Raw genomic sequence first — 18,130 nt, 5'->3', positions numbered from 1 at the left:
ACTCCCGCCCTTTACAGCGTGATTGGTATTGGTTGTGACTGAGTTCTGGAAACATAAGCGCCTCGCGGAAATGACCGTAGAGGAATGGGAGTCCCTGTGTGACGGCTGCGGAAAATGCTGTTTGAATAAGCTTATCGATGATGAAACCGATGAGCTTTATTACACTAACGCAGCCTGCAAACTGCTGGACAGAGACGCTTGTCACTGCCGTCATTACCCGGAAAGATTTACCTTTGTACCTGGATGTGCCGCGATTACTGCAGATAATATTGCCAGTTTGACCTGGCTTCCAGATAGCTGCGCTTATATCCGTTTATTTCACGGACGTGATTTACCTTCCTGGCACCCGCTTTTGACTGGCAGTAAAGAAGCGATGCACGCCGCAGGTATGTCAGTGAAGGGCAAGGTGGTGTGCGAAACCAAGGTACGTGATATGGAAGATCATATAGTGCTTTGGCCGTTGAAAGATATTGACTGATACAAAGTCTGAAGACGTTGAAATAGAAATAAAAAACGCCCGTAAGGGCGTTTTTTATTTCGTAGATGAATGACCGGTTGTCATGATGACTTTTTGATAAGTGGGATCAGAAATACCAGCAGTGCCAACAGATACACACTGAAAGCGACTATCATCCATTCACCCATGGTCACACCGGCAAATTGCCAGGGGATGTCGGTGCACATGCCGGTGGGCATAAACACGTCCGGCAGCCATTCATGCAGAGGCATCCAGGCAGGAAATTCCGGCAGGAAAGAACAGGTTGAGAACGGATTGGGGTTATTTTGCATGTCCACCAGTTCAACAGCAAGCTTGAGCCCCCATACACTACTAACCCCCCAAAGGAGGCCAGCCAATAGACGCATGACGCGACTTAGCGGCGCAATTAGCCCGATTAAGCCTGCGCCAAGCAGACCAAACACGGCGAGTCGCTGATAGATGCACATTACACAAGGGTCTAGCTTCATTCCGTATTGGAAATACAGCGCTGACAATTCCAATGAGAGTGCGCTTAAAGCCAAGATTGCCCACGACAGGCGGCTGTGTGCGAAAGTTATCAGGCTGGACATAGAGTCTCCATGAAAAAAGCGTTCCATAAAAAAGCCCGCACACTGAGGTGCGGGCTATGACTGACTTTACTCAAGCTATTTGCTTGAGTCAATCTGACAGATCAATGACCAACTGCGGCTTTACCCATGGCTTCAGCAGCAGAGTGGTGATTGATAAAATGCCCTTCGTAAAAGTACTGAGTCATGTCAGTAAGAAAACCGGTTTCAATGGCGAGGATGCCAACAATTGACAGTACTATGGTGTAAGGCAGTGCCATCATCACCATACGGCCATAGGACAGGCGAATAAGCGGTGCGATTGCAGAGGTTAACAGAAACAGGAAGGCTGCCTGGCCATTTGGTGTTGCAACCGATGGCAGGTTGGTGCCGGTATTGATGGCTACCGCAAGCAGATCAAACTGGTCTCTGGTAATTTGACCGTTCAGTAACGCGGCTTTGACTTCATTTATATATACGGTCCCAACGAAGACATTGTCACTGACCATGGAAAGCAAGCCGTTTGCGATATAAAAGATAACCAGCTGCACATTGCCTTCATAGCTAAGGGCCCACTGGATTACCGGGGCAAACAGTTGTTGATCGATGATCACGCCGACAACCGCGAAGAAAACCGCCAGCAAGGCTGTGAAGGGCAGTGCTTCTTCGAATGCTTTACCCAGTGCATGTTCATCCGTTACGCCATTTAAAGCGGTATTCAGGATGATGACGGACAGTCCAATCAAACCTACTGAGGCCAAATGTAATGCCAGGCCTACTATCAGCCAAATACCAACCAGAGCCTGAACGATGAGTTTTACCTTATCCTTATTGGTCCGACGGGCGTCTTCGTAGGCATCATATTCCGATAAAATCCGATGAACCGTTTCAGGCAGCTCAGCGCCGTAACCAAAAATTCTGAATTTCTCAACCAAAAAACAGGTAAGAAGACCCGAGATGAACACTGGTACTGTGACAGGCGACATGCGAATAGCAAATTCGGAAAATTGCCAGTTGGCCTGTGCCGCGATAATCAGGTTTTGTGGTTCACCAACCATGGTGCATACGCCGCCAAGAGCCGTACCCACACCAGCGTGCATTAACAGGTTTCTCAGGAAACCACGAAAGGATTCCAATTCGTTATGGTTAAGTTGTTCCGCAGATTCCGATGTATGATCGTGATCCGAGCTGAAATCTTTGCCTGATGCAACCTTATGATAAATTGAGTAAAATCCTACAGCGACAGTGATAATTACCGCGATAACAGTCAGTGCATCCAGAAACGCGGATAAAAAGGCCGAGGCAATACAGAACATCATTGACACGGCGATTTTAGAACGAACCTTGGTCAGCATTTTGGTGAAGGCGAACAGCAGTAACTGCTTCATAAAGTAGATACCGGCCACCATAAACACCAGCAGCAGCAGTACTTCAAGGTTGGCTTCTATTTCATGCAACACCTGAGAGGGGCTGGTCATCCCAATGATAACTGCTTCGATGGCAAGTAAACCGCCTGGTTGAAGCGGGTAACATTTCAGTGCCATTGCCAAGGTGAAAATAAATTGGATCACTAATACCCATCCCGCAATAAAGGGATTCAGATAAAAGAGAACTGGATTAATGATTAGAAACGATAAAATAGCGAGTTTGTACCATCTGGGCGAATTACCCAGAAAGTTGGCAAAAAGCGACTGACTAAGAGTCGATTGCATGTTCCCCTCTCCCATATGCTTGAAAATAAATGAGGATTATAGTTGTTTTGAGTATCTCTGAAGACATTACTTCAGTCTAGCCTAAACCTTAACTCAAAGTGATGCAGAATAGTCAATCCTTCCTTCCAAAAAGCAGATCAGAACAACAAAATAAGACGGTGGCTCCGGGTTAATGTTCTATTTTTGAGCGATAAGGGCGGCGGAAGCTTTAACAGGCAATGCGAAAGTAATTAGGGAGGTTTCCATTTTTTACCGCTCTGGTATGATCAGTGCCCAACAAGAGGACAAACCACTGGAAAATGGGGCTGATGATCATCAATGCCAAAGGTCCTGCGAGTTTCGCAGAGAAATACATAGTGCGTTCCATCTGGGAAAATAAATTCCCTCCCGGCTCCATTCTTCCCGCCGAGCGTGAATTGTCAGAGCTGATAGGCGTTACCCGCACCACCTTGCGTGAAGTGTTACAGCGTCTCGCCCGTGATGGCTGGTTGACCATTCAGCACGGTAAACCGACCAGGGTTAATAACTTTTGGGAAACCTCAGGTCTGAATATTCTTGAAACCATTGCGGATTTAAATCCGGAGGGGTTTCCGGTATTGGTCGATCAATTGCTGTCGGCCCGCACCAATGTCAGCGCCATCTACTTCCGTGGTGCGGTGCGTCACAACCCGGATACCGCAGTGGAAGTACTGGGTAAAATTCACGGCATGCCAGATACTCCAGAGGCCTATGCCGACTTTGATTACGATTTACACCACACCCTGGCGTTTTCATCAGGAAACCCGCTCTATGTACTGATCCTGAATGGATTTAAGGGCCTCTATAGTCGTGTGGGTCGTTATTACTTCTCCAGTGCAGAAGCCCGAAAGTTGGCATTGGATTTTTATATCGAACTGGAGCAGCTGGCTAAACGTCGAGCCTACGTTGAGGTGCCAGCTTTGATGCGAACCTACGGTATCAACAGTGGCAAAATGTGGCAAAAGCTTAAAGATGACATGCCTGCTGATATTCATTTGGAATAGCGGGTATAATTTTTTGGGAAACCACATTGAAAAACGCAGCCAGAAGCTGCGTTTTTTATTACACCATTTTGCTATCTTGGCTTTGTGGCGGGCATCTTCCAATTTCTTTCAATGTACCGTCCGGTTCTTCCTGCTCCAGTACAACGGTAAATCCCCATAGTCTGTGGAGATGCTTGAGTACTTCCAATGAGCCTTCAGCGAGTGGAATATTATTAAATGGAACATACCTTAAGGTGACTGAGCGGTCACCCATCACTTCTACATTATGTACCTGAATATTGGGCTCTATATTCGCCAGATTATACTGCTGAGACAGCATGTTTCTTATGTCGCGGTAGCCTTGTTCATTGTGAATTGCTGATATCGACAGATAATTTTTTCGTTCGTCGTCAACTATGCCAAACAGCTTAAGTTGCCGGATTAAGTGTGGTGAAAGGTACTGGCTGATAAAGCTCTCATCTTTAAAGTTAGACATGGCAAAGTGGAGGGTGTCCAACCAGTTGCTTCCAGCAATTTCAGGAAACCAAACTCTGTCTTCTTCTGTCGGGTTTTCACAGATCCGTCGGATATCAGTGAACATGCTGAAACCTAAAGCATAGGGGTTAATACCTGAGTAATAGCGACTGTTGTATGCAGGTTGAGCGATAACACCTGTGTGACTTTGCAAGAATTCCAGCATAAAGCGATCGGTTACCAAACCCTCATCGTAAAGATGATTGAGTATGGTGTAATGCCAAAAGGTTGCCCAGCCTTCGTTCATTACCTGTGTTTGCTTTTGCGGGTAGAAATACTGACCCATCTTACGCACAATGCGCACAATTTCTCGCTGCCAAGGTTCCAGTAGTGGTGCATTTTTTTCGATAAAATAAAGAATGTTTTCCTGTGGCTCGGCAGGAAAGCGCTTTTTGGTCTGCTTGGTTTTCTCTGTGGCTCCCGTTGGAACAGTGCGCCAGAGGTCATTAACCTGACTTTGCAAGTACTCTTCACGCTGTTTTTGTCGGGCTTTTTCTTCCCGGAAAGAAATTTCTGATGGGCGCTTATATCTGTCAACACCATAATTTTGCAGCGCATGGCAGGAGTCAAGAATATTTTCGACGGCCTCCACACCATAGCGTTCTTCACATTCCGCAATGTAATTTTTTGCAAATACCAGATAGTCGATAATTGAACTGGCGTCTGTCCAGGTCTTAAACAGATAATTGCCTTTAAAAAAACTGTTGTGCCCATAACAGGCATGAGCCATAACGAGTGCTTGCATGGTAATGGTGTTTTCTTCCATTAAATAAGCAATGCAGGGGTTGGAGTTGATGACAATTTCATAAGCCAGCCCCATCTGTCCGCGCTTATAACTTTGTTCAGTTTGTATAAAACGCTTTCCGAAAGACCAGTGGGTATAGCCAATTGGCATACCTATACCTGCATAAGCATCCATCATTTGTTCGGCGGTGATGACCTCGATTTGGTTGGGATAGTGATTGAGACGATAATGGGTCGCCACACGTTCTATTTCCTGCTGATAGCTTGCCAGCAGATCAAATGTCCAATCAGGCCCATCGCTCAGTGGTTTGCGTTTCCCCATAAAGCCCCCTTAAACCGCCTGCTTTTTAAATAACTCTCTGAATACAGGGTAGATATCCTCGGCCTGACGAATGTGTTGTACGGCCATATTCTCGAATCTCTGCACAAGAGATTCGTATTCGCGCCAGAGAGTCTGGTGAGCACGGTTGGTGATTTCGATATAGCTGTAGTAGCGAACCATGGGCAGTATTTGCTTTTCGAGAATTTGCCCGCAGGTTGGAGAATCATCAGCCCAGTTATCACCGTCAGAAGCTTGGGCTGCATAAATATTCCACTCATCTGCCGGATAGCGTTCTTTTTGTATATCAACCATAAGCTTAAGTGCGGATGATACTATAGTGCCGCCTGTCTCCTGAGAGTAAAAAAACTCGTGTTCATCCACTTCTTTGGCTTGGGTGTGATGGCGGATATAGACCACTTCAAGATTTTTATAGGTTCGGGTTAAAAACAGGTACAGCAGGATATAGAAACGTTTCGCCATGTCTTTTGTTGCCTGATCCATAGATCCCGATACATCCATCAGGCAAAACATGACTGCCTGACTGGACGGGACTTCACGCTTGGCAAAGTTGTTGAAACGCAGATCGAAGGTGTCGATGAAAGGCACGGCATCGATTTTCTTTATTAATTGCTGAATTTCTTCTTTCAGCGCTAATATGCGCTCGGCATTACCTCCGGGAGTATTTTCCAATTCAAATAATTCGCTTTCCAATACCTTCAGCTGCTTTTTTTTAGCGGCGCTCATGGCGGTTCGACGGGCGAGGGATGATCTTAGCGACCTGACAATATTGATGTTGGCAGGTACTCCGTCATTGGTAAACCCGGCTCTGTAGATTTGATATTCAACTAATTTATTAAGTCTGTTTTTTTGTAGATTGGGCAACTCCAGATCTTCAAACAGGAGTTCAAGATATTCATCCTTAGAGATCTGAAAAACAAAATCGTCATTTCCCTCGCCGGAATCAGAAGCCTCGCCCTGGCCACCGCCCTGGCCACCACCCTGTGGAGGCCTGTCAATTTTATCACCGCGAGTAAACTGATCATTGCCCGGGAAGACCCGTTCTCGATATCCCCCCTTACCCTGATGAAACATGGGTTCAGTAATATCGCGGGTTGGGATGCTTATTTGCTCCCCCTTGTCCACATCGGTAACACTGCGACGGGTGACCGCGTCGCTCACAGCTTTTTTGATCTGCTTTTTATACCTGTTGATAAACCGCTGCCGGTTTACGGTACTTTTTCCCTTGGCATTTAAACGCCTATCGATAAAATTCGCCATACGCACCTCCCCAAACCAAGTTGCCCGCCTGCTAAAGGGCGGGCATTGGTTAGTAGTATCAAGACGATTTACGTACCCGCAGATACCACTCGGATAGCAGGCGAACCTGTTTCTTGGTGTAGCCTTTCTCCATCATTCGGTTGACGAAATCATCATGCTTGCGTTGATCATCTGTGGAGGTTTTAGCGTTGAAGGAAATCACCGGCAGCAAATCTTCGGTATTGGAGAACATTTTCTTCTCGATGACGGTTCTGAGTTTTTCGTAGCTGGTCCAGTTGGGGTTTTTACCCTCATTATTGGCACGGGCGCGCAGCACGAAGTTGACGATTTCATTTCGAAAATCTTTGGGGTTGGAAATGCCTGCCGGCTTTTCGATTTTTTCAAGCTCTGCGTTAAGGGCAGAACGGTCAAACAGTTGTCCGGTCTCAGGATCGCGATATTCCTGATCCTGGATCCAGAAATCAGCATAGGTGACATAGCGATCAAAGATGTTCTGACCGTATTCTGAATAAGACTCAAGATAAGCGGTCTGAATTTCTTTGCCGATAAATTCCACATATTTGGGAATGAGATAGCCTTTTAAAAACTCCAGATAACGCTCGGCGGTTTCGCCGGGGAATTGTTCTGCTTCAATCTGTTTTTCGAGCACATAGAAGAGGTGTACCGGATTGGCAGCGATTTCTGTGTGGTCGAAATTAAACACCCTCGAGAGGATTTTAAAAGCGAAACGGGTTGAAAGGCCGTTCATGCCTTCATCCACTCCGGCATAGTCGCGGTATTCCTGATAGGACTTGGCTTTAGGGTCGGTATCTTTGAGGCTCTCGCCATCATATACCCTCATCTTCGAATAGATTGACGAGTTTTCAGGTACTTTTAATCGAGAGAGCACACTGAACTGAGCCAGAGTCTCCAGGGTGCCCGGGGCACAGGGAGCTTGTGTTAATTCAGAGTTTTGAATTAGCTTCTTGTAGATCTGTATTTCTTCAGTTACCCGCAAGCAGTAGGGCACTTTGACAATGTAAACGCGGTCGAGGAAGGCCTCGTTGTTTTTGTTATTTTTGAAGCTGGACCACTCCGATTCGTTGGAGTGCGCAAGAATAATACCACCAAAGGGCAGAGCTGAGAGTCCTTCCGTACCATTATAGTTACCTTCCTGAGTGGCCGTCAGCAGAGGATGCAGCACCTTGATAGGGGCTTTGAACATCTCCACAAACTCCATCAGACCTTGGTTGGCGCGGCATAAAGCACCTGAATAGGAGTATGCATCGGCGTCATTCTGGGCAAAATGCTCTAATTGACGGATATCGACTTTACCAACCAAAGATGAAATATCCTGGTTGTTTTCGTCGCCCGGTTCGGTTTTAGCCACAGCAATTTGATCCAGTACTGATGGAAAAACCTTTACTACCTTGAAGCGGCTGATATCACCACCGAAGTCATGCAGGCGTTTTACTGCCCATGGAGACATAATGGATTTGAGATACCGCGCAGGGATCTCGTATTCGCTCTGAAGCAGTTTTCCATCTTCATCGGCATCGAATAAACAAAATGGGTGGTCATTGACGGGGCTTCTTACTCCGTCAGCACTCAGTACGTAGATTGGTACCTTTTGCATCAGTGCCTTGAGTTTTTCAGCCAGAGAAGATTTCCCCCCACCCACCGGACCCAGCAGGTAAAGAATTTGCTTTGCTTCTTCGAGCCCCTGCGCTGAGTGTTTGAGATAGGCCACTATCTGTTCGATGGCGTCTTCCATCCCAAAGAAGTCTTTAAAAGCCGGATAACGCGAAATGAGTCGATTAGAAAAAATTCTGCTAAGAACCGGATTTTTGGATGTATCTATGAGTTCCGGATCGCCAATAGCCAACAGCAGCCTCTCCGCTGCGGTCGCGTAAGCGCTCTTGTCCTGTTTACATATTTCAAGAAACTCCTGGAGTGAATATTCTTCTTCGAGTTTCTTTTCATAGCGCTGTTGGTAATGTTCAAAGATGCCCATGCTAACCCCCTGAAACGCCATTGATGAGTTACAAGAAGCCTGAATTCGAGTGGCTCCCTATCTGTAATCTTAGACATAAAATCTTGAGCTGTGTCAAAAAAATATCTGAAAAAACAATGACAAATAGTTGCAAAAGCAACAGTTGCATCTGCTTATATTCGGAGCGGCAGTAAAAATATTAGGGGACGATTCGGGAAAGAGATGCAAAAAAAAGGAGCCTGAATGGCTCCTTAAGGAATTCTAATGTCTTTGGATTAGCCAGCAAAGTTCTGGTTAACGAAGTCCCAGTTTACCAGTTCCCAGAAGTGAGCCAGATAGTCAGGACGAACATTGCGGTAATCGATGTAGTATGCGTGCTCCCATACGTCTACAGTCAGGATTGGGGTGACTGAATCGTTGGTCAGCGGGGTGGCCGCGTTGCTGGTGTTAACGATAGCAACAGAACCGTCGGCATTCTTCACCAGCCAGGTCCAGGCACTGCCGAAGTTGTTCACCGCAGCATCGGTAAACTTGGCTTTAAATTCTTCAAAAGAGCCAAAAGCAGCATTGATTGCATCGGCTACCGGGCCTGTGGCAGCACCGCCACCATTTGGCGACAGACAGTTCCAGTAGAAGGTGTGGTTCCAAACCTGTGCGGCGTTGTTGAAGATACCGCCGGTAGAGGTCTTCACGATCTCTTCCAGACTTTTGCCTTCGAACTCGGTACCTGGGATCAGACCGTTCAGTTTCACCACATAGGTGTTGTGGTGCTTACCGTGGTGGTACTCGATGGTTTCCTGGGAAATATGGGGTTCCAGCGCGTTCTTTGCATAAGGCAGTGGTGGTAATTCGAATGCCATTAGTATCTCTCCATGGACGATTATACGTTTGTCACGTTTTTGCTCACTGGGCAGTATTGTACTCGGAAAATCCATGATGTGAATCATTGTTTGGGCTTTTAAGGCGATAGTACTTATCGAAAAATCAAATAACGACATAACCTTACAAACTGTGGGATTTTGTTCCGTCTCCCTCTGGCGTACAATAAGGCCCACATGTGACACCTTAATATCCCTGTGGGGATGCAAAGCCAGGAATCAAAATGGAAACAGTAGAAAGAATTAAGCAGCAAATCGCTGAAAACCCAATCATTGTGTATATGAAGGGTTCTCCAAAGCTGCCAAGCTGTGGTTTCTCCGCCCGTGTTGCTGAGATGATGATCAATATCGGTGAACAGTTTGCTTACGTAGACATACTCCAGCATCCGGATATCCGTGCTGAGCTGCCGAAGTACGCAAACTGGCCAACCTTCCCGCAGTTGTGGGTTGAAGGTGAGCTTATCGGCGGTTGTGACATTCTGACTGAGATGTTCCAAAAGGGCGAACTGCAGCCGTTGATTAAAGAAGTGGCCGCCAAGTACAAGACTGAGGAATAAGTCCACGTTTTTGGACCAATGCGCCTTAATAAAAAGCCCCGCTAAGCGGGGCTTTTTAATGTTTGGAACTGGCTGAAATGCTGAGCCGGTAAACTCTGGCTCAAACGAATGCTATCAAGGGCTTTCGGGCTCGGGCGCAGAAGGTGGCAGCAACAGATTCATCAGGATAGCTACAATACCGCACAGACTAATGCCGGTGAGGCTGAATGAGCCAATGCCAAAGGCCATGCCGCCTATACCAAATACCAGAGTGACACCGACTATTGCAAGATTGCGTGGACACGCCAAATCCACTTGATTGCGAATAAGGGTGTTAAGTCCGACAGCGGCGATAGAGCCAAACAACAGGCACATAATACCGCCCATAACAGGGACGGGTATGGTTTGCATCAGAGCGCCAAGTTTGCCGACAAAAGCAAGCAGAATGGCGACAATCGCGGCCCAGGTCATGATTTTGGGATCGAAGTTGCGGGTAAGGGTTACCGCACCTGTTACCTCTGAATAAGTTGTGTTGGGCGGGCCGCCAAACGCTGCAGCTGCCATTGTGGCTATACCATCTCCGGCAAGGGTGCGATGTAGCCCCGGATCTTTCATAAAGTCTTTGCGGGTTACGTTGGAGATTGCAAGTATGTCACCGATATGTTCGACCGCAGGTGCTATGGCTACGGGGATCATAAACAGGATAGCCTGCCAGTGGAATTCAGGAGCGGTAAAACTGGGGATGGAAAACCATGGTGCCGCATACAGTGCATCGAAACTGACTACGCCATAAACCAGTGCAGTGAAGTAACCGGTCAGTATGCCCGCAAGGATTGGCATCAGTTTCAGAATGCCTTTGGCAAAAATTGCCACCAGAATCGTTGTGGCAAGGGATAAAAGCGAAATTACCAGTGCAGCATTAGCGTCAACCAGCACCAGGCTGCCATCTCCTGACTTGCCCAGCGCCATATTCACGGCAACTGGTGCAAGGCCAAGACCAATAATGATGATGACAGGACCAACGACCACTGGAGGCAGCAATCGGTGAATAAATCCAACGCCTTTAAGTTTAACCAGCAGCGACAGAAGCAGGTAAACACCACCTGCAGCCATCAAACCACCCATGGTAGCTGCGACACCCCATTGTTGAACGGCGTACATAATGGGCGCAATAAAGGCAAAGGATGACGCGAGGAAAATTGGCACTTGCCTGCGGGTGACTAACTGAAACAGCAAAGTGCCCACACCGGCAGTGAAAAGCGCAACGCTGGTGTCCAGGCCCGTTAATAAGGGCATAAGCACCAAGGCACCAAATGCGACAAACAGCATTTGCGCACCTTGCAGAGGAAGCAGGAGTTTGTTCATTTTTTTATATCCTGTAGGGTTAAAATCTTCTTATATTAAACGGCATTAACAAATTTGATAAGACGCTTATCCATATTTGTGAGATCCGGCATCTGTTGGCGTAAATGGTCACTTGGTATTCGCGCTGTCTGTTGCACATGGGCTGTGGTGACCAAGGTCAACTGTGATACACTGCCGCCAATTTATTTCTCTTGGGATAGACTATTTTTCATGTTGATGTCATTCCGTAAGCTGATTTTGGCCTTTGGTCTTATTGTGAATACCACGGCCGTTCTGGCGGTGCAGGTAAATCGTCTCGACGAGGCAGATGTTCCTGTGGCTTCACGCAGTGGGGTCGAATTGGAGCAGGCAATCAAAGAAGCCTTGTCCAAAGTAGTGATTAAAAATAGCGGTAGTCAGGAAGCACTGGCAAATGCTGAAGTACAATCGCTGATAAATGAAGCCCGGTCTGTGCTGAGTCAATATGGTTATGTTGAAAATAACGGCAAACTTTATGTTCGTGCCAGCTTCGACAGCGGTAAGGTCACTGGTACATTAAGGGGGGCACAGTTGCCGGTATGGGGTAAACAGCGGCCATTGACTTTGTTGTGGCTAGCAACTGACGGTGAAACCGAAAAGGTGCTGCTGGGAGACCATTCCGAGTTACTGGTTCGTAGCCAGTTCAATGACGCCAGTGCACAGACCGGTGTGCCTCTGCTGTTCCCGCTGCTGGATTTGGATGACATGATGGTCGCCAACATCAACTCGGTTCGTGGTTTTTTTCCGGATGAAATCGCCCGTGCATCAACACGCTATCAGTCAGACTTTTATGCCATTGCAACACTTGATGCAGTAGAGGGTGGTTTTGATTATCGACTCGCTCTCTACCCGCGGACTGCCAGCAATGAGCCGGGACTGGTTATTCAAACCGTGAATGAGGTTTCCGGCCGCACTGAAAATCTTGATGATGCCATCTCCGCGATGCTGGCAGGTATGAGCAGTTACTATGTGTCCCGTTACGCAGTAACAGGAACCAGTGAGGCATCTGAGACTGAGCTGGTGTTCACTGGTGTAAATAAGCTAAAGGCAGTGGTGGATATAGAAACCTATCTTGCTCAGTTGTCGATGGTAAAATCTGTCAGACTGCTGAGTATTCAGGGGGAAGATGTGCGCTTTGCATTGGGGCTGTTTGGCAGTGAAGATGAACTCAGACGCACGCTGGCACTTGAGCCAAGGCTGACTCCACTTATTAACAGCAATCCGGAAGCCAAATCGCCTGCAGCGGATAACTCCCTTCAACAAGCAGATCCCTTTGCCAATGCGGTGAATCCGGGCGATGTGCTGCAGACCCCTGAGTTGCCCGTCACGCCAAACCACTACCAGTGGCGCGGCCAATAGGGCTCATGTCTCGGAATTTTACGGCGTCCGTGTTACACTGGCGCCGTTTTTATTTCAGTGCCACCTGATTGATTGAGAAGTAGCCGAGTGACACAACAGCCTCCACTGCAATTGTCTCTGCCTGTCCATTTACCGGACGATGAAACCTTCGCCAGTTATTACCCTGCAGCGGGTAATGATGAGCTTATTGGTGCCCTGAAATCGGCAGCGGGCGGCGAGGGCAATCATGCCATCTACCTTTGGGGGCCAATCAAGTCCGGCCGAACTCATTTGATGCACGCAGCCTGTGCTCACGCCAACGAAACAGAGCGGCGCAGCTTTTATATTCCCCTTGGCATTCATGCAAGCATATCTACCGCGCTTCTGGAAGGCTTGGAACAGTTCGATCTTATCTGTATCGATGATGTGGATGCCGTAGCCGGCCACCCGCTGTGGGAAGAAGCGATTTTTGATCTCTATAACCGGGTGCTGGAGCACAAGCGTGGCAGCTTAATTGTCAGCGCCAGTGCATCCCCCATGGAAGCGGGCTTTGGCTTGCCTGATTTGCTCTCAAGGATGCACTGGGGGCTGACTTACCAACTGCAGCCGATGATGGATGATGAAAAGCTGGCAGCACTGCAACGCCGCTCAGCCATGAGGGGGTTGCAACTACCGGAAGATGTTGGCCGTTTTTTGCTGAACCGGATGGCACGTGACTTACGTACCTTGTTTGATGTGCTCGATAGGTTGGACAAGGCTTCTATGGTGCATCAACGTAAGCTGACGATCCCGTTTGTAAAAGAGATGCTGAGGCTCTGATATTTTTACTCACGGGTGAACATAAAAATGATTCAAATGAGCGTATTGCTTATACACGTGTTGAACTATTCAAAATGTTCAAAAAAAGCGCTGCTACTGCAGCGCTTTTTGCGTTTTGCCTGAACGGCTATCCAGTCCGGCTGAAGTGGCTACTGTACTGAGTCTTTTTTGGCTTTTTTCTTAAGCCCCAATCCCAATTCACGACCCCGGTGGCGGGCATAGAAGGGGAAGGTCACAGACAGCATAATCAGCAAGCCCAGTTCCAGCAGCGCAAACCAAAGCCAGTCACCGGCGATATACACCAGCGTCAGGCAGTGCAGCAGATACAGGCACAGGATAAAACTGGCCCAGGCGTGGGTGTAGGGGTTGCCTTTCAGCAATCCCGGCAGTGGCAACAACAGTGGTAACAACCAAAGGGCATTGAACACCAGAGAATATTCCTGGCTGTTTGGGCCAAGCAAAAACCAATAGCCAAGCACCAGCAACAAAGCCAGATAACCTGCGCGGTTTATTTTCAGTAAAAGCTGGGTATCAGACAGCACGGAAAACCTCAAAGAATGTCCAGAACCTTGACCGGTGGACGACCAATGGCGGCTTTGCCATTAGCGAGTACCACAGGGCGTTCAATCAGTTTAGGTGTGGCAACCATGTAGGCGATAAGCTCGTCATCATCCAGTGCCGGATTGTCCAGTTCCTGAGCTTTGTATTCATCTTCCTTGGTGCGCATCAGCTCGCGGGGGCTTACGCCAAGCAGCGATAAAATTCGGCGGATTTCAGCGGCATCCGGGGTGTCTTTGAGGTATTCAACCACTTCAACCTCTATGCCTTGTTCATTAAGCAGCGCCAGGGTTTCGCGGCTTTTGGAGCAGCGTGGGTTATGCAGGATTACGGCTTTTGTCATTGTATTATCCGTGTCACTTACCGAAAAAGTGCCGCGATGATAACAAAAAAAACGGGCTCCGTCAGGCGCCCGCTCGTGGGTATGCCGGGAATTATTTAAGCTCTTCCAGTGCTTTTTCAGCGTCTTTGAACTGACGAATACGCGCCTCGATACGTGCCAGTTGCAGCGCATCATCCTTGGTGTAACGATAGGCAAAGTTAAGCTGGTCAACGGCACCCTTATAATCAGCGGCCAGTGCCAGGTTCTCGGCGTTGGAAAAATGCTCCAGTGCCTTGTTGCCTTCTTTACGATAGGCTTCTGTCATCAGCTGATAAGGCAGTGGGTTTTGTCTGTCAAGGAACACCATGTCTTCCAAAAGCGGAATGGCCTTTTTGCTTTCACCAGCTTCAATGTAGATATTGGCCAGGTTTGCGTTTATTACCTGGGAGGTGGGTTTCAGTTTTCTATTGGCTTCAAGTAGCTCAATGGCACTTTGATAATCGTTACGCTGAGCAAGCAAATCTGTCTTGGTATCCAGATAAAACACGTTGTTGGCATCCCGAGCCAGTAGTTTATCGATAATAGCCTCGGATTCATCGAAACGCTTCAGCCGAAACAATGCCAGAGACTTACCATAAAGCGCAGCGCTTTCAAAGGCATAAGCATGTCGGGCTAATTGCTTTTCAAACAGCGCCAATGCAGATTCTTCGCTGTAGCTGGAAAAACGTACCTGAATGCGCGCCTTGGCCAGGTGATAGTTCAGGCTATCAGGAACATAGCGGTGTGGATATTGGGTTGCTCTGTTACGGGCTTCACTGATACGGGACTCCGGCAGCGGGTGAGTCAGCAGCATTTGTGGTGGTTTGGTCGTAAAACGGTAACGGCTGGCAATTTTGCCAAAAAAGTCGGCAGCGGCATTAGGATCAAAACCGGCTTCCACCAAAATTTGCATACCAATACGATCGGCTTCTTTTTCATGTAAACGGGTGTAGTTGATTTTTGACTGGGTCGCCAGCGCTTGGGTTGTGGCCAGCGCCGCCATACCTGCCTGGGGGGCGGCAATGGTCAATAATATTGCCCCGAGCAAGCCTGCAATAGTGGCTGGGCTCGATTTTTGCTGGGCCTCCAGTGACCGTGCCAGATGACGCTGGGTCACGTGAGTGACTTCGTGGGCAAGTACCGAGGCGATTTCACTCTCGGTATCGGCGTTTAAAAACAGTCCTGTGTGCACACCTACATGACCACCGAAAAATGCAAAAGCGTTGATTTCATCATTGCGCAACATAAAAAAATAAAAGGGTGTTTTCACACCTGTCGCATGTGCGACCAGTTTGTTGCCAAGTTCGGTGAGGTACTGGCTGAGAACGGGGTCATTTAGCAGTGGCGCAGAGGAGCGAATAACCCTCATATAGGCATCGCCATAGATTATTTCTTTTTCCAGACTGAAAGTATTAACCGCTGCAGTACCCAAATCCGGCAAATCGTTATTGGCGAAACTGATGGCTGGCAGGGTTAATAAGGCTGAAAGCCCGCCAGCGATGAGAGGGTTGGTCAGTCTTGAAAGAGTCAATTTACGCAAGTGAATACTGCTTCCTGTGTTGAGCCCGTTGCCGGGGGATGCTGCTTGAGCTTTGGCGTGCAAGCAAGGATAATAGCCCAGGTTTAGCTGTGGCAAGTTCATTATGATTTTTATCGATTTAACCGCGTTTCGATGTCCTGTGCCTCTGGTTCAGGTAAAGCTGGCACTGAAAAGGTTGCCGGCAGGTGAAATGCTGGAAGTTGCCTTGTTGGACAGTGCATCCCGGCGTGATGTTCCCGCTTTTTTGGAAAAACAGGGATATCTGATACAAAAGACCCGGGATGATCTACGTTGCCTTACACTTCGGATCAGCCGCAATGCACCCGATTAACACTAGGATCGCGACCTTTTTCATTAAGGAGCCCCAATGCTCGAATTCGTGACTCGCTGGTACAAGGACAAGTTCAGTGATCCCCAGGCAGTGACTCTGCTGTTTATTCTCTTTTCCCTGTGGGCCTTGATTTATTTCGCCGGAGGTTTGCTTGCGCCGTTACTGGTGGCATTGGTACTGGCATTTTTGTTGGAATGGCCGGTTGCTCAGATGAGCCGTATCGGCATTAACCGAACTACCGGTGCTTCGCTGATGTTGGTGCTGTTCGCCGGCATAATGGTATTGATGGTATTCGGCTTGGTGCCAAGTCTGTGGAAACAGGGGATGTCGCTGTTAAGTGAATTGCCGACCATGCTTGATAAGGGCATGGGCTATCTGGAAGAACTGACGCAGAAATATCCCCAATACATAAGCGCCGAGCAGGTTGTCGCCATGGAGGCAGAGCTTAAACGGATGCTCGATACACAGCACTTGCTGGATATCGGCAAACAGATACTGGGTTTTTCTGCGTCTCTGTTGGTGCTGATGGTATACACGATTCTGGTGCCGTTACTGGTATTTTTCTTTTTGAAAGACAAAGCAGAACTCATACGCGGCAGCAAGCGTTTTTTCCCCACTAACCGCGAACTTGCCCGCAAGGTATGGGGGGAGATGAATCAACAGATTTTCAATTATATTCGTGGAAAAGTGATTGAAATTATTATTGTTGGTGCCGTGAGCTATGTATTCTTCGCCTTTATGGGATTGCGATATTCAGTACTTCTTGGTGTGCTAACAGGTTTATCGGTATTGATCCCTTATGTAGGGGCAACGCTGGTCACACTGCCAATTGCGCTGGTTGGTTTTTTCCAATGGGGTTTTTCAGCGGAATTTGGTTACTTGATGCTCGGTTATGGCATTATCCAGGCGCTGGATGGTAACGTGTTGGTGCCGATTTTGTTTTCCGATGCTGTCGACTTACACCCTGTGGTGATTATTGCCGCAGTGCTGGTGTTTGGTGGCCTGTGGGGATTTTGGGGCGTATTCTTTGCGATTCCGCTGGCCTCTCTGGTCAAAGCGGTGATTAATGCCTGGCCCCGCGCAGGGGATGGCAAGCAAGAGTCTCCACCGCCGGCGGCAGATGGCGACATTATCCGGTAATTTCCCCGATACTGGTGAAATTCAAACCTTCCCGCTTGGCGATTTGGATTCAGCCAATAAAAAAGGCCTCCTGGGCCTTTTTTATTGGGGCTGAGCGGCAGATGTCAGCCCAGAGCTTCCAGAACGGTTTCGTGATGGGTTTTGGTTTTGAACTTGGTCAAATCGCGGCTGATGGTGCCATCGGTTCCCACGATAAAGCTCAAGCGGTGGATGCCATCGTACACTTTGCCCATGAATTTTTTCTCACCCCAGACGCCAAAGGCGTCTGCCACGGCGTGGTCTTCATCGGACAGCAAGTGGAAATTAAGACCATGCTTTTCTTCAAACTTTTTCAGCTTGGCCACAGGGTCAGGGCTGATGCCAAATACAGTCACGCCTTTGGCATCCAGTGCAGGTTTGCTGTCACGCAGGCCGCAGGCCTGATCGGTACATCCGGGTGTCAGCGCCTTGGGATAAAAATACACCAGCACAGGCCCGCTTTTCAGGCACTCTGCCAGCGAAATCATCTCACCATTTTGATTAGGCAAAGTAAACAGCGGCGCTTTGTCGCCTGCTTTTAAGGTATTCATTCGTCGTCCTTCTGATTAATGCCGTATTAGCTTTGCATTCTTTTAATCTGACAGACCAGCGACATTTCGT

General features: G+C 48.1%; 18 protein-coding genes. 7 read left to right on the top strand and 11 right to left on the bottom strand.

The features are described from left to right. Positions 1-34 precede the first annotated feature (34 nt). Positions 35-478, top strand: a complete 444-nt coding sequence (locus ABYK60_RS09830; RefSeq protein ID WP_372871841.1) for a YcgN family cysteine cluster protein — start codon at positions 35-37, stop codon at positions 476-478. Between the two features lie 80 nt (positions 479-558). Here the strand turns inward: ABYK60_RS09830 and dsbB are convergent, their stop codons facing one another. Together dsbB and nhaB are read right to left on the bottom strand one after the other, a co-directional pair. Next, positions 559-1,068, bottom strand: a complete 510-nt coding sequence (gene dsbB / locus ABYK60_RS09825; protein ID WP_372871840.1) for a disulfide bond formation protein DsbB — start codon at positions 1,066-1,068, stop codon at positions 559-561. Positions 1,069-1,169: 101 nt separating this feature from the next. Continuing rightward, on the bottom strand, positions 1,170-2,756 hold the full coding sequence (gene nhaB, locus ABYK60_RS09820; protein ID WP_372871839.1) for a sodium/proton antiporter NhaB: 1,587 nt from the start codon (positions 2,754-2,756) through the stop codon (positions 1,170-1,172). 308 nt (positions 2,757-3,064) lie between these two features. On the opposite strand from nhaB, the gene fadR reads away from it, so the two are divergent. After that, entirely contained in the window at positions 3,065-3,778 is a 714-nt protein-coding gene (gene fadR, locus ABYK60_RS09815; RefSeq protein WP_372871838.1) for a fatty acid metabolism transcriptional regulator FadR, read from the top strand. A 58-nt stretch (positions 3,779-3,836) separates the two neighbouring features. On the opposite strand, the gene ABYK60_RS09810 is transcribed toward fadR, so the two are convergent. The 4 genes from ABYK60_RS09810 to sodB form a co-directional block, all read right to left on the bottom strand. Continuing rightward, positions 3,837-5,357, bottom strand: coding sequence for a SpoVR family protein (locus ABYK60_RS09810; protein ID WP_372871837.1), 1,521 nt, complete (start codon positions 5,355-5,357; stop codon positions 3,837-3,839). Between the two features lie 9 nt (positions 5,358-5,366). Next, a complete protein-coding gene (locus ABYK60_RS09805; protein WP_372871836.1) occupies positions 5,367-6,635 on the bottom strand; it encodes a YeaH/YhbH family protein in 1,269 nt (422 codons plus the stop codon). Positions 6,636-6,693: 58 nt separating this feature from the next. After that, positions 6,694-8,628 (bottom strand): PrkA family serine protein kinase, encoded by a 1,935-nt coding sequence (locus ABYK60_RS09800; RefSeq protein ID WP_372871834.1) that lies wholly within the window; start codon positions 8,626-8,628, stop codon positions 6,694-6,696. A 254-nt stretch (positions 8,629-8,882) separates the two neighbouring features. Further along, positions 8,883-9,467 (bottom strand): superoxide dismutase [Fe], encoded by a 585-nt coding sequence (sodB, locus tag ABYK60_RS09795; RefSeq protein ID WP_372871833.1) that lies wholly within the window; start codon positions 9,465-9,467, stop codon positions 8,883-8,885. Between the two features lie 242 nt (positions 9,468-9,709). Here sodB and grxD point away from each other — a divergent pair, with 242 nt between their 5' ends. Then, the gene (grxD, locus tag ABYK60_RS09790; RefSeq protein WP_011760032.1) at positions 9,710-10,042 is read left to right on the top strand and encodes a Grx4 family monothiol glutaredoxin; all 333 of its coding nucleotides are present in this window, start codon (positions 9,710-9,712) and stop codon (positions 10,040-10,042) included. Positions 10,043-10,156: 114 nt separating this feature from the next. On the opposite strand, the gene ABYK60_RS09785 is transcribed toward grxD, so the two are convergent. After that, the gene (locus ABYK60_RS09785; protein ID WP_372871832.1) at positions 10,157-11,386 is read right to left on the bottom strand and encodes a uracil-xanthine permease family protein; all 1,230 of its coding nucleotides are present in this window, start codon (positions 11,384-11,386) and stop codon (positions 10,157-10,159) included. Positions 11,387-11,596: 210 nt separating this feature from the next. On the opposite strand from ABYK60_RS09785, the gene ABYK60_RS09780 reads away from it, so the two are divergent. Next, positions 11,597-12,763 (top strand): DUF2066 domain-containing protein, encoded by a 1,167-nt coding sequence (locus ABYK60_RS09780; RefSeq protein WP_372871831.1) that lies wholly within the window; start codon positions 11,597-11,599, stop codon positions 12,761-12,763. Positions 12,764-12,850: 87 nt separating this feature from the next. Next, positions 12,851-13,561, top strand: a complete 711-nt coding sequence (gene hda / locus ABYK60_RS09775) for a DnaA inactivator Hda (protein WP_372871830.1) — start codon at positions 12,851-12,853, stop codon at positions 13,559-13,561. Positions 13,562-13,710: 149 nt separating this feature from the next. Here the strand turns inward: hda and ABYK60_RS09770 are convergent, their stop codons facing one another. The 3 genes from ABYK60_RS09770 to ABYK60_RS09760 form a co-directional block, all read right to left on the bottom strand. After that, entirely contained in the window at positions 13,711-14,115 is a 405-nt protein-coding gene (locus ABYK60_RS09770) for a DUF2069 domain-containing protein (protein WP_372871829.1), read from the bottom strand. Further along, the gene (gene arsC, locus ABYK60_RS09765) at positions 14,112-14,462 is read right to left on the bottom strand and encodes an arsenate reductase (glutaredoxin) (protein WP_372871828.1); all 351 of its coding nucleotides are present in this window, start codon (positions 14,460-14,462) and stop codon (positions 14,112-14,114) included. Before arsC ends, ABYK60_RS09770 begins: the two co-directional genes overlap by 4 nt. Before the next feature lie 91 nt (positions 14,463-14,553). After that, complete coding sequence (locus ABYK60_RS09760) at positions 14,554-16,020, bottom strand: M48 family metalloprotease (protein ID WP_372871827.1); 1,467 nt, start codon at positions 16,018-16,020, stop codon at positions 14,554-14,556. A gap of 103 nt (positions 16,021-16,123) precedes the next feature. Between ABYK60_RS09760 and ABYK60_RS09755 the strand changes: the two genes are divergently transcribed. Both ABYK60_RS09755 and ABYK60_RS09750 read left to right on the top strand, forming a co-directional pair. Beyond that, positions 16,124-16,351: a sulfurtransferase TusA family protein gene (locus ABYK60_RS09755; protein WP_372871826.1), complete on the top strand. Its 228-nt coding sequence runs from the start codon at positions 16,124-16,126 to the stop codon at positions 16,349-16,351. A 36-nt stretch (positions 16,352-16,387) separates the two neighbouring features. After that, positions 16,388-17,491: an AI-2E family transporter gene (locus tag ABYK60_RS09750; RefSeq protein ID WP_372871825.1), complete on the top strand. Its 1,104-nt coding sequence runs from the start codon at positions 16,388-16,390 to the stop codon at positions 17,489-17,491. A gap of 104 nt (positions 17,492-17,595) precedes the next feature. Here ABYK60_RS09750 and bcp read toward each other — a convergent pair whose 3' ends face one another. Further along, a complete protein-coding gene (bcp, locus tag ABYK60_RS09745) occupies positions 17,596-18,060 on the bottom strand; it encodes a thioredoxin-dependent thiol peroxidase (protein ID WP_372871823.1) in 465 nt (154 codons plus the stop codon). Between the last annotated feature and the right edge of the window lie 70 nt (positions 18,061-18,130).

The organism is Shewanella sp., from assembly GCF_041630135.1.
GTDB lineage: Bacteria > Pseudomonadota > Gammaproteobacteria > Enterobacterales > Shewanellaceae > Shewanella.
This window is presented reverse-complemented; position numbering and strand designations above follow the sequence as displayed.

Bases quoted from the DNA above. Each gene is read 5' to 3' on its own strand.
- dsbB (WP_372871840.1), bottom strand. From the start codon at position 1,068: ATGTCCAGCCTGATAACTTTCGCACACAGCCGCCTGTCGTGGGCAATC.
- nhaB (WP_372871839.1), bottom strand. From the start codon at position 2,756: ATGCAATCGACTCTTAGTCAGTCGCTTTTTGCCAACTTTCTGGGTAAT.
- fadR (WP_372871838.1), top strand. From the start codon at position 3,065: ATGATCATCAATGCCAAAGGTCCTGCGAGTTTCGCAGAGAAATACATA.
- ABYK60_RS09810 (WP_372871837.1), bottom strand. From the start codon at position 5,357: ATGGGGAAACGCAAACCACTGAGCGATGGGCCTGATTGGACATTTGAT.
- ABYK60_RS09805 (WP_372871836.1), bottom strand. From the start codon at position 6,635: ATGGCGAATTTTATCGATAGGCGTTTAAATGCCAAGGGAAAAAGTACC.
- ABYK60_RS09800 (WP_372871834.1), bottom strand. From the start codon at position 8,628: ATGGGCATCTTTGAACATTACCAACAGCGCTATGAAAAGAAACTCGAA.
- sodB (WP_372871833.1), bottom strand. From the start codon at position 9,467: ATGGCATTCGAATTACCACCACTGCCTTATGCAAAGAACGCGCTGGAA.
- grxD (WP_011760032.1), top strand. From the start codon at position 9,710: ATGGAAACAGTAGAAAGAATTAAGCAGCAAATCGCTGAAAACCCAATC.
- ABYK60_RS09785 (WP_372871832.1), bottom strand. From the start codon at position 11,386: ATGAACAAACTCCTGCTTCCTCTGCAAGGTGCGCAAATGCTGTTTGTC.
- ABYK60_RS09780 (WP_372871831.1), top strand. From the start codon at position 11,597: ATGTTGATGTCATTCCGTAAGCTGATTTTGGCCTTTGGTCTTATTGTG.
- arsC (WP_372871828.1), bottom strand. From the start codon at position 14,462: ATGACAAAAGCCGTAATCCTGCATAACCCACGCTGCTCCAAAAGCCGC.
- ABYK60_RS09755 (WP_372871826.1), top strand. From the start codon at position 16,124: ATGATTTTTATCGATTTAACCGCGTTTCGATGTCCTGTGCCTCTGGTT.
- ABYK60_RS09750 (WP_372871825.1), top strand. From the start codon at position 16,388: ATGCTCGAATTCGTGACTCGCTGGTACAAGGACAAGTTCAGTGATCCC.
- bcp (WP_372871823.1), bottom strand. From the start codon at position 18,060: ATGAATACCTTAAAAGCAGGCGACAAAGCGCCGCTGTTTACTTTGCCT.